The organism is Alteromonas sp. S167, from assembly GCF_036864375.1.
Lineage (GTDB): Bacteria > Pseudomonadota > Gammaproteobacteria > Enterobacterales > Alteromonadaceae > Alteromonas.
The window spans coordinates 343,455-358,789 of record NZ_JAZETR010000002.1 but is presented as its reverse complement, the minus strand read 5'-3'; the positions used below and the strand labels follow the sequence as shown (position 1 = coordinate 358,789).

Here is a 15,335-nt window from a genome sequence, read left to right as displayed (position 1 = left end):
CATGACTGATATGATGCACCAAGATGTTGATCCACAAGAAACTAAAGAGTGGATTGATGCGCTTGAGTCGGTTTTAGAAGAGGAAGGCGTAGAGCGCGCACATTACTTGCTCGAAAAGCTTATTGATAAAGCACGTCGCAGCGGCGCTCACTTGCCTTACGACGCAACAACCGCCTACATCAACACCATTCCTGCGGCACAAGAGCCTAAGATGCCTGGCGATTTAACGATTGAAGCGCGTATCCGTGCGGCAATTCGTTGGAACGCATTGATGATTGTATTGCGTGCATCGAAAAAAGAACTAGAGCTTGGTGGCCATATTGGTAGCTTCGCGTCATCTGCAATGCTTTACGATGTGGGCTTTAACCATTTCTTCAAAGCGCCAAACGAGAATCAAGGTGGTGACTTTATTTTTGCTCAAGGTCACATTGCACCGGGTATCTACGCGCGCTCGTACATGGAAGGTAACTTAACTGAAGAGCAGTTAAATAACTTCCGTCAAGAGTGTGCTGGTGATGGTCTGTCATCTTATCCACACCCACACTTAATGAAAGACTACTGGCAGTTCCCAACGGTATCGATGGGTCTTGGCCCACTTCAAGCTATCTACACTGCGCGCTTCCTTAAATACCTAACAAACCGTGGTATTAAAGACTGTTCTGACCAACGCGTATATTGCTACATGGGTGACGGTGAGTGTGATGAGCCAGAAAGCTTGGGTGCAATTGGCCTGGCGTCTCGCGAAGGTCTTGATAACCTTACATTTGTTATTAACTGTAACCTTCAGCGTCTAGACGGCCCGGTACGTGGTAACGGCAAAATTATCCAAGAACTTGAAGGTACGTTCCGCGGCGCTGGCTGGGAAGTAGTGAAAGTTATTTGGGGTAGCTACTGGGATGAGCTACTGGCTCGCGATAAATCTGGCAAGCTTATCCAGCTTATGGGTGAAACGGTAGATGGCGAATACCAGAACTGTAAAGCCAAAGGCGGCAAGTACACCCGTGAGAACTTCTTTAACAAGTATCCTGAAACAGCGGCACTTGTAGCGAACATGTCTGACGACGACATCTGGCGCTTGAACCGTGGTGGTCATGACCCAGTAAAAGTATTCGCGGCATACCAAAAAGCGATTGATACGAAAGGTCGTCCAACGGTAATCCTTGCTAAAACGGTTAAAGGCTTCGGTCTTGGTCGTTCAGGTGAAGCACAAAACGTTGCGCACAACGTGAAGAAAATGGATGTGGATTCAATCAAACAGTTCCGCGACCGTTTCAACATTCCAGTAGCTGACGACAAGATTGCTGACCTACCGTACTTCAAGTTTGACGAAGACAGTGAAGAAATGAAGTATCTTCGTGAGCGCCGCGAAGCGTTAGGTGGTTACCTGCCAGCACGTCGCGAGCAAGCAGAAGAGCAACTTGAAATTCCAGAACTAAGCGCATTCGACGCTATCCTTAAAGGTTCGGGCGACCGTCAAGTGTCTTCAACCATGACGTTCGTACGTGTACTTAACGCATTGTTAAAAGACAAGAAAATTGGTAAGCGTATTGTGCCAATTATTCCTGATGAAGCGCGTACATTCGGTATGGAAGGCTTGTTCCGTCAGGTAGGTATTTACGCTAACGAAGGCCAAAAATACGTACCGCAAGATGCCGACCAGGTAGCTTACTACCGCGAAGATAAGAAAGGTCAGGTACTGCAAGAAGGTATCAATGAACTAGGTGCAATGGCATCGTGGGTAGCGTCTGGTACGTCTTACTCAACGTGTAACGCAACTACTATTCCTTTCTACATCTACTATTCGATGTTCGGTTTCCAACGTGTTGGCGACTTGGCATGGGCAGCAGGCGATAGCCAAGCACGTGGTTTCCTATTAGGTGCAACAGCGGGTAGAACTACGCTTAACGGTGAAGGTCTGCAGCACCAAGACGGTCACTCTCACGTTCAAGCGAACCTAATTCCTAACTGTGTTACTTACGACCCAACGTACGGTTATGAAGTAGCCGTTATTATTCAAGACGGCTTGCGTCGTATGTACGGTAATAACGAGAACATCTTCTATTACCTAACGTTGATGAACGAAAACTATCACCACCCAGAAATGCCTGAAGGTGATGATATTGCTGAGCAAATCATTAAGGGTATTTATAAGCTAGAGCGTGTTGAAAACGATAAGTCTAAACTCAACGTTCAGCTAATGGGTTCAGGTACTATCTTGAACGAAGTACGCAAAGCGGCGCAGATTCTATGTGACGACTATAACGTATCTTCTGACGTTTATTCAGTGACCTCGTTCAACGAGTTAGCGCGTGAAGGTCAAGACGTAGCGCGCTGGAACATGCTAAACCCAGAAGCTGAGCAAAAAGTACCTTACATTGGTCAGGTAATTACGAAAGATGCAGGCCCTGCAATTTCTGCCACTGACTATGTGAAGAACTACTCAGACCAAGTACGCGCGTTCATTGATACAGAGTATCGCTGTCTAGGTACTGACGGTTTCGGTCGAAGCGACAGCCGTGAAAACCTTCGTACACACTTTGAAGTAAATGCGTCGTACATTGTGGTTGCATCACTTTATGAATTGGCTCAGCGCGGCGACGTTGAGAAGAAAGTGGTAGCAGAAGCCATTAAGCGTTTCGATATTAACGCTGAAAAACTTAACCCGCTTTACGCGTAAGCCAGATAAGGTATTTTACATATGTCAGATATTCAAAAGATTATCGTACCCGACGTAGGCGGTGACGAAGTTGAAGTTATCGAGCTATGTGTTGCCGTAGGCGACAACATTGAGGCAGATGAAGGCGTTGTTACTGTTGAAAGTGACAAGGCGTCAATGGACATCCCTGCACCATTTGAGGGTGAGATTGTAAGCTTATCAGTATCGGTGGGCGATAAAATTAAAGAGGGCGATGTAATTGGTGAAATGAAAGCTGCCGGTGGTTCTGAAGCATCTGAAGAGGCATCTTCAGACGATTCACAAGAAGAAGCGCCAAAGCAAGAAGAAGCACCAAAAGAAGAAAGCAAATCAGAGGCAGCGCCAGCTGCTTCTGGTGGCAGTGACGTAATTGAAGTAGCCGTGCCTGATATTGGCGAAGACGGTGAAGTAGACGTTATTGACGTGTTGGTTTCAGTAGGCGACACCATCGAAAAAGAAGATGGATTAATTACGCTTGAAACCGACAAAGCCACTATGGATGTGCCATCAACACACGCAGGTACGGTGAAAGAAGTATTCATCAGCACCGGCGATAAAGTGAAAGAAGGTACAGTAGTGATTAAGCTTGAGGTTGCGGGCTCTGGTTCAAGTGCCGACTCATCAAGCTCAAGCGAGTCTGCACCGGCGCAGCAAGAGTCAGCTCCTGCAGCTGCAAGCAGCGAAACTATTGAAGTTGCTGTACCTGATATTGGCGAAGATGGCGAAGTAGACGTTATCGATGTACTGGTATCTGCTGGCGACACCGTTGAAAAAGAAGACGGCCTTATCACGCTTGAAACTGATAAAGCCACCATGGATGTGCCATCAACGCATGCAGGTACTATCAAAGAAGTCTTTATTAAAACAGGCGATAAAGTTAAGCAAGGCACGGTAGTGGTTAAGCTTGAAACTAGCGGCGGTGCAGCTTCACAAGAACCTTCACAAGCACCAGCTCAAACATCTGAGCCAGTAGCGAAGAAAGAAGAGCCGAAGAAAGAAGCACCTAAACCGGAATCGGCTAACCGTTCTCCTGTGCCAGAAGCGCCTGCACCGAAAGGTAACGGTAAAGCACACGCATCGCCTTCGGTTCGTCGTGTTGCTCGTGAATTTGGTGTCGACCTAACACTGGTTACCGGTACTGGCCCTAAAAACCGTATCTTGAAAGAAGACGTTCAGGCGTATGTAAAAGCTGAGCTTGCAAAGCCTCGCACAGCAGCAGCTTCTGGCAGTGCGCCAGTAGGTGACAACGTACTTCAAATTGTACCGGTGAAACCTGTTGATCACAGCAAGTTCGGTGAAATTGAACAACAGCCATTATCACGTATTCAAAAGATTTCTGGTCCGTTCCTACACCGTAACTGGGCAACTATTCCGCACGTTACACAGTTCGACGAAGCAGATATCACTGAAGTTGAAGAATTCCGTAAAGAGCAAAACGCCTATCACGCGAAAATTAAGTCTGGTCTAAAGATCACGCCACTAGTATTCGTGATGAAAGCGGTAGCGAAAGCCCTTGAGAAATACGAAGTATTCAACTCATCACTGTCTGATGATGGCGAGAGCTTAATCATTAAGAAGTTTATCAACATTGGTATTGCGGTTGAAACACCGGGAGGCCTTGTTGTTCCTGTTATTCGTGACGTGAACAAAAAAGGCATCGAGCAGTTATCTCGCGAGCTTATCGAAACATCTGCGAAGGCCCGTGAAGGTAAACTTAAAGCGGCTGATATGCAGGGTGGTACATTTACCATCTCTAGCCTTGGCGGAATCGGCGGTACAGCGTTTACACCTATTGTAAATGCGCCAGAAGTCGCCATATTAGGTGTATCGAAGTCTGAGATGAAGCCTAAGTGGAATGGTAAAGAGTTCGAACCACGCTTGATGGTGCCGTTAAGCTTGTCTTACGACCACCGTGTAATTGATGGTGCAGTAGGTGCGCGATTCTCTACTGAGGTTGCGGCAAACCTAACTGACTTACGCAGAATCATACTTTAAATAAAAGGTCGAAAAAGTTTACAATATCAGTAACATTTTCGACGATTTTATACGCCCCTTGATGGCATTTAGGTTATGCTATTACACAAAAGTAATAGCATGACCCTACAAGAACAGGATTGAGGTTCACAATGAGCGAAATTAAAACGCAATTGGTGGTACTGGGCGGCGGCCCTGGCGGTTATTCAGCAGCTTTCCGTGCAGCTGATTTAGGTATTGAAACAGTTATCGTAGATTCACGCGACTCGCTTGGTGGTGTGTGTCTGAACGTTGGCTGTATTCCTTCAAAAGCCCTTCTTCACGTAGCAAAAGTGATGAAAGAAGCGAAGCACCTTGCAAGCCACGGTGTTACGTTTGGCGAGCCGACCATCGATTTAGATAAAATCCGTGCATACAAAGACGGCGTTGTTAAGCAATTAACAAACGGTCTTGGCGGTATGTCTAAAATGCGTAAAACCAAGCACGTACAAGGCTATGGTAAATTTACTGGCGCAAACACCCTTGAAGTAAAAAATGGTGACGACGTTACTACTATTACTTTTGAGAAAGCGATTATTGCAGCGGGTTCAGAGCCTGTTAGCCTACCGTTCATCCCTGAAGATGACCGTGTAATCGACTCAACTGGCGCACTGGAAATGAAAGACATTCCAGAAAAAATGCTAGTACTAGGCGGTGGTATCATCGGTCTAGAAATGGGTACTGTGTACGAAGCACTTGGCTCAAAAATTGACGTAGTTGAATTCTTAGACCAGCTTATTCCTGCGGCTGACAAAGACATCATGAAAGTATTCATGAAAGACTACAAAGAAAAATTCAACATCATGCTTGAAACCAAAGTTACTGCGGTTGAAGCGAAAGATGACGGCCTATACGTAACGTTTGAAGGCAAAAACGCACCTTCAGAACAAGTACGTTACGACAAGGTACTTGTTGCTGTAGGTCGTAAGCCTAACGGCAAACTAGTGGGCGCAGAAACTGCGGGTGTTAACGTTGACGAGCGTGGCTTCATTAACGTTGATAAGCAAATGCGTACTAACGTTGACCATATCTTTGCTATTGGTGACCTTGTTGGTCAGCCAATGCTTGCTCACAAAGCAGTTCACGAAGGTCACGTAGCGGCAGAAGTGATTGCTGGACAGAAGCACTACTTCGATCCACGCGGTATTCCTTCAGTTGCATACACTGAGCCAGAAGTTGCTTGGGTTGGTGTTACTGAGAAAGAAGCAAAAGAGCAGGGCTTAAGCTACGAAACAGCCGTGTTCCCATGGGCAGCTTCAGGCCGTGCAATTGCATCTGATGCAACAAACGGTATGACCAAGATGATCTTCGATAAAGAGTCTGGCCGTGTTATCGGTGGTGCTATGGTTGGTACCAACGCGGGTGAGATGCTAGGTGAAATTGGCTTGGCACTAGAAATGGGTGCTGACGCAGAAGACGTAGCACTAACTATTCACGCTCACCCAACGCTAAACGAGTCAATTGGTCTTGCGTCTGAAATCTTCGAAGGAAGCATTACTGACCTACCAAATCCGAAAGCGAAGAAAAAGAAGTAAATCTACTTCGTTGAATCTTGATGAAAGCCCGCTTATTTAAGCGGGCTTTTTTGTGGTTAAATTAAAGAGTGTTACCACCTTCTTATGGTGGAAGCGCTTGTCGTTGCTGCTATGCTGGCGTTTTCTCAGTGTCCACATTAGGCATATTCAAATGAGCAGGCGTAAATTCGTCACAGTTCATGTTTCTCTGCTCCATAAATCGCTTCACCGTTTTTTCGCAATAGGCTTTACGGCAACACTGAGATAGCAGCATTTCATGGCGTTGCACACGCTCGCGGATGAATTTCACTACAAGCTGTCTCAGCCATTGTAGCCCTGCGTCTTGGTCTTGACGTTTATGCCACATCACCGACAGCGGTGTGCTCACTATTTCTATAGGCGTTTCAAACACAGCTAGTTCACCAGAGAAGATTTCTCTTTCCATCACTAACGACGGCGCTACGCAAATAAGGTTGCTTTCTTTTAATAACGGTGATGCGTTGTAGAACTGATTTACCGACATTGCCACGCGGCGTTTCAGTCCAAGGTTAGCCAAAACCTGATCGGTAGGGCCGGTAACATCGCCTGTTACCGACACTAATAGGTGATCGGCTGCTACAAAGTCTTCTAACGTCATTTGCGTTTTTGCCAGCGGGTGGTCTGGGCGCATGAGTACTACCCAGCTAGGATCTAGCACATGTTCGGCGCGGATCACCGAGTCTGGCTCTTGTAGCTTTGAAAACGTAAGTTCAGCCTCGGCGTCTTTCAATATTTTATTGGTTTCCATATCGTAGTTTGGAATAGCATGAATATTGATACCTGGCGCTTCGTTTTCTATTACCTTACGAAGCGGCCCCCACACCATAGATACAATGCTGTCGGTAGCGGCGATACGAAACGTGCGTTTGGCCGTGGCAGGGTTAAAGTCCGTGGGGTTAACGGCTACTTCCAGCTCACCTAATGGCCCTTGAATTTGGCTCCACAAATTTTTGGCAAAAGAAGTAGGTTGAATACCGCGTCCATCTTTCACAAATAACTCGTCTTTCCATGCAGTACGCATACGCGAAAGCGCATTCGATACAGCAGGCTGCGTCATTGATAACCTGTCGGCAGCACGCGTAATTGCGCCTTCCGTCATAATGGCATCAAAAATCATCAGTAAGTTTAAATCATGTGGACGCATAATCGTCTCCGGTGTTTTGTGTATTTGCGAGTCTCATACATCGTCGAATAGCTAGAAGCGCTCCATAAACACGTCGTGAACCCATCCATGGGGACTCCGCTACCGCATCCTGCGGTAGAGGGTTTATTACACGCTTCTACCTATTCGACTATCGCAACAATCTGCTGTTCGTTTGGCCGCATAGCGCGTGCTGACAATACTACGTAAACACGCCGTAAACCCATCCATGGAGGCTCCGCTACCGCATCCCTGCGGTAGAGGGTTTACTTTGTATTACCAGCACGCGCCATTTCGTTTCTTTAAACAAGTATTTCCAATACTAGGTGAACATGTCGCAAACCCATCTATGGGGACTCCGCTACCGCATCCTGCGGTAGAGGGTTTATTACACGCTTCTACCTATTAGACTATCGCAATAATCTGCTGTTCGTTTGGCCGCAAGGCACGTGCTGCCAATACTACGTAAACACGCCGTAAACCCATCCATGGGGGCTCCGCTACCGCATCCCTGCGGTAGAGGGTTTACTCCGTATTACCAGCACGCGCCATTTCAATTCATGGCCGCATGGTTTCGCTCGGTTCGTTTGGCTAAACCATAGTCACGCGTTTGATTACTACATAGCTTCGAAAAGCAAATATGCGTGATGTGATTTTTCACAACGCAATTCCCTTTTTTGCTTTTTTTCGCTCGTGTCAACGTAATGACATACTTTTTTTATAGGTTAACTCCAAATATATTCACATACAAAATGAATGCGATGAATAACTGTACTTTGTTTCTGTAATGAAACGTGGCTGTAGCCCACGTTTTATCTAAGTTGTTGGGTTTGTTGAGTTATTTCATTACAAAAAGCACATCCGCCTCACAAAAAGAGCGTCGGCTTTTGTCACTCATCGTGTGTATTTTATCAATACATCAAAAAATATGATGCATTGCATATAAAAAGATAATTATTTTTATTGTTTTGTGTGGTCCATAATGCACCACATCAAACTTTAGTCGAACTTTTAGAGAGTATCTTGCAATGAAAACTTTTACCCGATTAATGGCAATCGTAAGCTTAGCAGTGCTAGTCGCCGCCTGTGGTAGTGACGAGCAGGATCCTGGTCAAATGGCCCAAGCAAACACAGGCGTGCCTGTTGATGTTGCTTCAGTGGTTTCTCAACGTATAACCGAGTGGGACAACTTCACAGGTCGTTTAGAATCGCCACAAATTGTTGCGCTTCGTCCACGCGTTTCTGGCTACATCGATTTTGTTGCTTTTAAAGAAGGCGAATATGTTGAGCAGGGGCAAACATTGTTCCTTATCGATAACCGCACTTTTAAAGCAGAAGTATCGCGCCTAACCGCGCAGCTTGATGAAGCAAAAAGTAGACTAGAGCTTGCAGAACAAAATTATAAGCGTGCATACAAACTTCGCAAAACCCAAGCGGTTTCTGAAGAAGTACTTGACGCGCGTTTAGCGGAAAAGAACCAAGCGCTTGCTAGCCTAAATCAAACGCAGGCTGCGCTTGAAGTTGCAAGACTAAATCGTGGCTTTGCCCGCGTAGAAGCCCCAATTTCTGGTCGAATTTCTCGCGCAAACATTACGGAAGGTAACTTTGTTACTGCGGGTCAAACAGAGTTAACGCGCATCGTTTCTACAGAACGCTTATATGCATACTTCGATATTGACGAGCAAACCTACCTTAATTATGTATCAAGCAGCAATGCAACGTCTGTTAACGAAAAGCCTGTTGCGCTGCGCTTAGCCAACGAGTCTGACTATCAGCACTGGGGCCAAATTGATTTTATCGACAATCAAGTAAACGGTAGCACAGGTACATTGCGTGTTCGTGCGGTGTTTAAAAATGAGGACGGTCGCTTAATTCCAGGTTTGTTCGCTCACCTTAAGCTAGCGGGTGGTACTAATGAACAAGGCATCCTTATTAAAGAAAAAGCAATTGGCACAGACCTTAACAACAAGTATGTGCTGGTTGTTAACGATGAAAACAAAGTGGAATACCGCGCCGTTACGCTTGGCGACAAAGTTGGCAGCATGCGAATCATTAAAAGTGGTCTCGCAGCGAACGACACAATTGTAGTAGATGGTTTACAACGCCTACGTCCTGGCGCACCAGTATTAGCAAACGAAGTGCCTATGGGTGACCAAGACGCACTAGCTAGCTTAGAAAACTGGCAGTCACAGGTAGACAGCGTAACTGAAATAACAAACATGGCGCATATTGAAGATGTTCTTTTTAGTGGAGACACATCTGGTGGTTCATTAACAAGTGGCGCTGTAACAGCAGGTCTTAAATAATGAACATTTCACAATTCTTTATTAGCCGCCCCATTTTTGCAGGCGTGCTATCACTCTTAATCTTTATCGGAGGCGCCATAGCAGTATGGCAGCTTCCAATTACTGAATATCCAGAAGTTGTGCCGCCAACAGTAGTGGTAACAGCTAACTACCCAGGCGCAAACCCAGAAGTTATTGCTGAAACAGTGGCAACACCGCTGGAGCAAGAGATTAACGGCGTAGAAAATATGCTGTATATGTCTTCTCAAGCAACCAGCGATGGCCGTATGACGCTTACCATTACGTTTGCCATTGGGACCGACCCAGACGAAGCGACAACCCTTGTACAAAACCGTGTTAATCGCGCAACGCCGCGTTTACCACAAGAAGTACAACGTTTAGGTGTAGTTACCGAGAAGTCGTCTCCAGACTTAACCATGGTGGTGCACCTAACGTCACCTGATAACCGTTACGACATGCTATATTTGTCTAACTATGCCGACCAGTTTGTGAAAGATGAACTTGCGCGTATTGATGGTGTTGGGCAAGTGCGTTTGTTCGGCGCAGGCGAATTTAGTATGCGCGTATGGCTAGACCCAAATAAGTTAGCCGTACTACAAATGAACCCGGGTGATGTGGTTGCAGCTATTGCCGATCAAAACCAGCAGGCCGCAGCAGGTAGCCTTGGTGCACAGCCTACGGGCACTAGCGAATTTCAGTTGCTTATTAATGTTCGTGGTCGTTTAAAAGACGAGTCTGAGTTTGAGAACATTATTGTAAAAACTGGCGAAAATGGTGAGATAACCCGTCTTAAAGATGTTGCGCGCATCGAGCTTGGTTCAGAGTTCTATGCACTTCGTTCGCTTATTAACAATAACCCAGCGGCTGCTTTACCTATTTTCCAAGCGCCAGGTTCAAACGCTATTCAAATATCTGACGATGTACGTTCACGTATGTCAGAGCTTTCTCAGCTATTTCCAGACGGCTTAGAGTATGAAATTGCCTACGACCCAACGGTTTTCGTTCGCGGGTCGATTGAAGCGGTAATTAGCACATTGCTTGAAGCAGTACTGTTAGTAGTATTGGTGGTCGTGCTTTTCCTTCAAACGTGGCGTGCTTCTATTATTCCATTAGTAGCAGTGCCAATCTCGTTGGTAGGTACCTTTGCATTTATGCAGTTAATGGGCTTCTCGTTAAATGCACTGTCTTTGTTCGGCCTGGTACTCGCCATAGGTATTGTTGTTGATGACGCCATTGTTGTTGTTGAAAACGTAGAGCGAAACATTTCTGAAGGTAAAACACCGTTCGATGCAACCGTGCAGGCGATGAAAGAAGTAACAGGGCCTATTATTGCTACAACGCTTGTGCTGGCAGCGGTATTCGTACCTACCGCCTTTATGAGTGGCTTAACCGGTCAATTCTATAAGCAGTTTGCACTTACTATCACTATCTCTACGGTTATCTCTGCAATTAACTCGTTAACGCTTAGCCCTGCGCTGTCGGCACTATTGCTTAAGCCACATGGAAAAGCGAACGACTGGTTAACCCGTTTAATGGATAAGGTTTTCGGGCGCTTTGTATTTGCACCGTTTAACCGTTTCTTCGACCGTGGCTCTAAAAAGTACACAGGTGCTGTAGGCGGTCTTATTCGTAAAAGCAGTATTATTATGGTGCTTTACGCGGGGCTACTAGGTTTAACGTACTTCCAATTTGCCAACACACCAACTGGCTACGTACCTCCACAAGATAAACAGTACTTGGTTGCGTTTGCTCAGCTTCCTAATGCGGCAAGCTTAGATAGAACCGAAGAAGTGGTTCGCGAAATGTCGCGCATTGCTATGGAACACCCAGGTGTTGAAGATGCTATCGCATTCCCTGGCCTTAACATAAACGGTTTTACCAATAGCCCTAGTTCAGGCGTTCTGTTTGCAACACTTACCGACTTCGAAAAGCGTAACAGCCCAGAGCTATCGGGCGGCGCAATTGCGGCGCAGTTAAACCAAAACTTTGGCTCTATTAAAGGTGCGTTTGTTGCCATTTTCCCACCACCACCGGTAATGGGGCTAGGCACTATAGGTGGTTTCCGTTTACAAATTGAAGACAGAGGCAACCTAGGTTTTGAAGAGCTAGAGCGTGTAACGCAAGAGGTGATAGGTAAAGCATGGGTACATCCAGCGCTTACCGATGCATTTACCAGCTTTACTGTTGCTGTACCGCAGTTAGACGTTGATGTAGATCGCGAAAAAGCAGTGAGCCAAGGTGTAAACATAGATACCTTGTTTACCACAATGCAGGCTTACTTAGGCTCGCTCTATGTGAATGACTTCAATCTATTCGGTCGAACTTATCAGGTAAATGTGCAGGCCGATGCGCAGTATCGTCAAGATATTGAAGACATCACGCAGTTTAAAATTCGTAATGCACAAGGCGAGATGATTCCACTAGGTTCTTTCCTAAATATCGAGCACAGTGCTGGCCCAGATCGCGTAATGCACTACAACGGCTATATCACCGCTGAAGTAAATGGTGCGCCTGCGCCGGGTTATTCATCTGACCAAGCTAAAGCCGCTATTGAAGAGATATTAGCGGAAACACTACCGCTAGGTATGACATATGAATGGACAGAGCTAACCTATCAGCAAATTCTTGCTGGGAATGCTTCAGCATTCGTATTCCCACTGGTTGTGTTGTTGGTGTTCTTAGTGCTTGCGGCGCAATACGAGAGCTTACGCTTGCCATTGGCCATCATTCTAATAGTGCCAATGACCCTGCTAAGTGCGCTTATTGGTGTGCAAATTTACGGTGGTGACAACAATATCTTCACCCAAATTGGTTTGATTGTACTAGTAGGCCTTGCGACGAAGAACGCCATTCTTATTGTTGAGTTTGCTAAAGACTTACAAGACAAAGGAATGGATGCGTTGTCTGCCATTAAAGAAGCCAGCCGTTTACGTCTTCGCCCAATACTGATGACGTCAATTGCCTTTATCATGGGTGTATTGCCAATGGTTATCTCAAGTGGTGCTGGTGCTGAAATGCGTCAAGCCATGGGGGTAGCAGTATTCTCAGGCATGATTGGCGTTACCTTTTTCGGGCTTATTCTTACGCCAGTATTTTACTATTTGCTAAAGCGCAACGGTTAACTCTCCCGTCTACCCAAGCGTTGCCCCCTTAAGGGGCTCCTTTTGGCCACTCACTTTGAGTGGCCTTTTTTATCTATCTCTGTCACATCTCTTTTTCTCGCTGCCTCATTTCGCCATATTTGGCCTCAACTCGTCTTAATTGAATACAAAAGTAAACGGTATTGTGCGCTACCTTTAACAATCTGGTTATTAAACTGTTTATCTTAAGGAGTGAATTGTGAAAACAGGCGCAGCAAGCATTATTGCAATTGGCATGGTGGTGGCACTTGGCGTATTAGGGCTTCAGGTTTCTGGTGCTATGAATGATATGCAAACGTGGGACAGGGTAGTGACCGTTAAGGGGCTATCTGAAAGGGAATATATTGCAGACCAAGTAATTTGGCCTATTCAGTTTGTTGATGCAGGTAACGACCTACCGGCGCTCTACGATCAAATTGAGAAAAACAGTGCCAAGGTTCAGCAGTTCTTGGAAGGCAAAGGTATAGCCTCTAAAAGTATTACCATTGGAAAGCCAGAGATAACAGACAAGCTAGCGCAACAATACGGCGGCTCAGACCGAGCGCCATTTCGTTATAGTGCTATTCAAACAGTTACCGTATTTTCAGAAGATGTGCAGAATGTAAGGCTACTAATGCAACAAATTGGTGAGCTTATTAAAACAGGTATTGTGCTGTCAGACCAAAGCTACAGAGCACAGCCTGACTATGTATTTACCCGGTTAAATGATGTAAAGCCTGAAATGATTGAAGAGGCGACGATAAATGCGAGGGAAGTGGCGGCTAAGTTTGCCAAAGACTCGAACAGTACGCTTGGAAAAATAAAGCGTGCCAACCAAGGCCGCTTTTCAATTAGCAGCCGCGACAGCCATCATCCTCACATCAAAAGAGTAAGGGTGGTTTCTACTATCGATTACACGTTGGTTGATTAATCGGTAGATACCTAGCTTCGCATTGCACAACGTGTTGTGTGCGTTGTTTGTGCGCTTAGTTTACATGCATTTTTTTAGTTCACAGTAGCGAACTGCAGTTGAGAAAGCAGAGAAATACTCAACATTAGATATACTTAAAGGTATACTTTACTGCTAATGTCTACTAGTCATTAAAGCAAGTAAACAACTATAGTAAAGCGTGTAGTACATAAGTACGTAGCGCTTTGTTATTGTATCGGGTCGAGCATTTAGCATGGCAGAACAAAACACGCAGTCGGAACAACTAGAGTTTTTCGAAATTCCCAGCCCATGTGTTGGTGTGTGTCAGTCTGGCCCTCGAGGATTTTGCAAAGGCTGCTATCGCAGCCGTGACGAACGCTTGTATTGGCTTAAAGTAGACGACGCAACAAAAAGAAAGATCATAAGTGCTTGCGTTCGACGCAAGAAAGCAGTGCTAGCGAAAGCACGTAGATCTCAAATGCAAGATGAAGCGCAAAGCAGTGAACAATTTTCTTTATTTGGTGATGTACCTGAATAGACATTGCCTTCTTAAAGAATGTGTTGACCCAAGCACATGAAAAAACAGTCACAAAAAGAAATGAGAGTGAGTAGATGTCGTTAGAGAAGTTCGTTTCATTTGCCGTAAAGTCGTTTACTTTACCTGATGTTTGCGTTCGTATACGTACAGTATTAGATGACCCTCGTTCAAGTGCCGAAGATATTGGTCAATTAATTAGTATTGACCCTTCATTAACTGCGAAGGTGTTACGCTTAGCTAACAGCTCTTTATTTCGCTTTCCCTCTCAAATTGATTCTGTCGCCAAAGCCGTTAACGTTATCGGTGGAGAAGCATTGTATAACTTAGTGATAGCTGAAACTGCAAGCACTGCGTTCAAATCGTTTGATAATGAGCTTATTGAATTAGACAAACACTGGCATGCATCTGTTTACTGCGGCATGGTGGCAAAGAGTGTTGCAAAGCGTTTGAACATCAGAGGGGCAGAGCGTTTTTTTGTTATGGGTATTTTGCAAAATTTAAGCGAACTGGTTGTAGCCAAACGAGCGCCTAACTGCTACGAGAAGTATGTTTCCTCAGACAAGACAGAACTGCCGCCTGCAAGGCAGTTAGAACATTTCGGTTTTACGTTTTCTCAATGCAGCGGTATGATATTGCAAGATTGGAAATTGCCGGTAGGGTTATTTTACCCCGTCATTTATATCAACGACGAATCAAAGCAAACGGTTGATGTTGATGTATGTGTGTTAGCACTCGCTAGCCGAATAACCCTTTCTCAACATGACAAGGAGAGCTACGGGGACATGGAACTTTTCACTCCCGACATGGCCAATACTTTACATTTTGATATGGAAATCATTGGTAATTCAATTGAATATGCCGAGCTGGAAACCGCAAAAATTGTGGCTCTTATAAAATAGCAACGCACAAGACGTTGCCAAAACACAATATAGTAAATGCGCTCCCACGGAATGGACGTAAGCAAACGTCACTTATAGACGTACTCTTATAACGATAACGCTGAACGTAATTCTTAATATGTGCTATACAAAACTTAGGG

The 15,335-nt window shown here is 45.4% G+C and carries 9 protein-coding genes; 8 read left to right on the top strand and 1 reads right to left on the bottom strand.

The features are described from left to right. Position 1 precedes the first annotated feature (1 nt). The 3 genes from aceE (at position 2) to lpdA (ending at position 6,243) form a co-directional block, all read left to right on the top strand. Positions 2 to 2,677 carry a pyruvate dehydrogenase (acetyl-transferring), homodimeric type gene (gene aceE, locus V7R35_RS04790; RefSeq protein WP_334013570.1) on the top strand — a complete coding sequence of 892 codons (2,676 nt, stop codon included), beginning with the start codon at positions 2 to 4 and terminating at the stop codon, positions 2,675 to 2,677. A 21-nt stretch (positions 2,678 to 2,698) separates the two neighbouring features. Beyond that, the gene (aceF, locus tag V7R35_RS04785) at positions 2,699 to 4,690 is read left to right on the top strand and encodes a pyruvate dehydrogenase complex dihydrolipoyllysine-residue acetyltransferase (protein ID WP_334013569.1); all 1,992 of its coding nucleotides are present in this window, start codon (positions 2,699 to 2,701) and stop codon (positions 4,688 to 4,690) included. 131 nt (positions 4,691 to 4,821) lie between these two features. Next, the gene (gene lpdA / locus V7R35_RS04780) at positions 4,822 to 6,243 is read left to right on the top strand and encodes a dihydrolipoyl dehydrogenase (protein WP_334013568.1); all 1,422 of its coding nucleotides are present in this window, start codon (positions 4,822 to 4,824) and stop codon (positions 6,241 to 6,243) included. A gap of 109 nt (positions 6,244 to 6,352) precedes the next feature. Here the strand turns inward: lpdA and V7R35_RS04775 are convergent, their stop codons facing one another. Continuing rightward, complete coding sequence (locus V7R35_RS04775; RefSeq protein WP_334013567.1) at positions 6,353 to 7,405, bottom strand: LysR family transcriptional regulator; 1,053 nt, start codon at positions 7,403 to 7,405, stop codon at positions 6,353 to 6,355. 1,025 nt (positions 7,406 to 8,430) lie between these two features. Here V7R35_RS04775 and V7R35_RS04770 point away from each other — a divergent pair. From V7R35_RS04770 to V7R35_RS04750, 5 genes are all read left to right on the top strand, one after another. Continuing rightward, positions 8,431 to 9,708 (top strand): efflux RND transporter periplasmic adaptor subunit, encoded by a 1,278-nt coding sequence (locus V7R35_RS04770; RefSeq protein ID WP_334013566.1) that lies wholly within the window; start codon positions 8,431 to 8,433, stop codon positions 9,706 to 9,708. Continuing rightward, entirely contained in the window at positions 9,708 to 12,830 is a 3,123-nt protein-coding gene (locus V7R35_RS04765; RefSeq protein ID WP_334013565.1) for an efflux RND transporter permease subunit, read from the top strand. The genes V7R35_RS04770 and V7R35_RS04765 overlap by 1 nt, the downstream gene beginning before the upstream one ends. Positions 12,831 to 13,047: 217 nt before the next feature. Continuing rightward, on the top strand, positions 13,048 to 13,758 hold the full coding sequence (locus V7R35_RS04760; RefSeq protein ID WP_334013564.1) for an SIMPL domain-containing protein: 711 nt from the start codon (positions 13,048 to 13,050) through the stop codon (positions 13,756 to 13,758). Positions 13,759 to 14,011: 253 nt separating this feature from the next. Beyond that, a complete protein-coding gene (locus V7R35_RS04755) occupies positions 14,012 to 14,296 on the top strand; it encodes a DUF1289 domain-containing protein (RefSeq protein ID WP_334013563.1) in 285 nt (94 codons plus the stop codon). Between the two features lie 74 nt (positions 14,297 to 14,370). Further along, positions 14,371 to 15,195, top strand: a complete 825-nt coding sequence (locus tag V7R35_RS04750; protein ID WP_334013562.1) for an HDOD domain-containing protein — start codon at positions 14,371 to 14,373, stop codon at positions 15,193 to 15,195. Positions 15,196 to 15,335 lie beyond the last annotated feature (140 nt).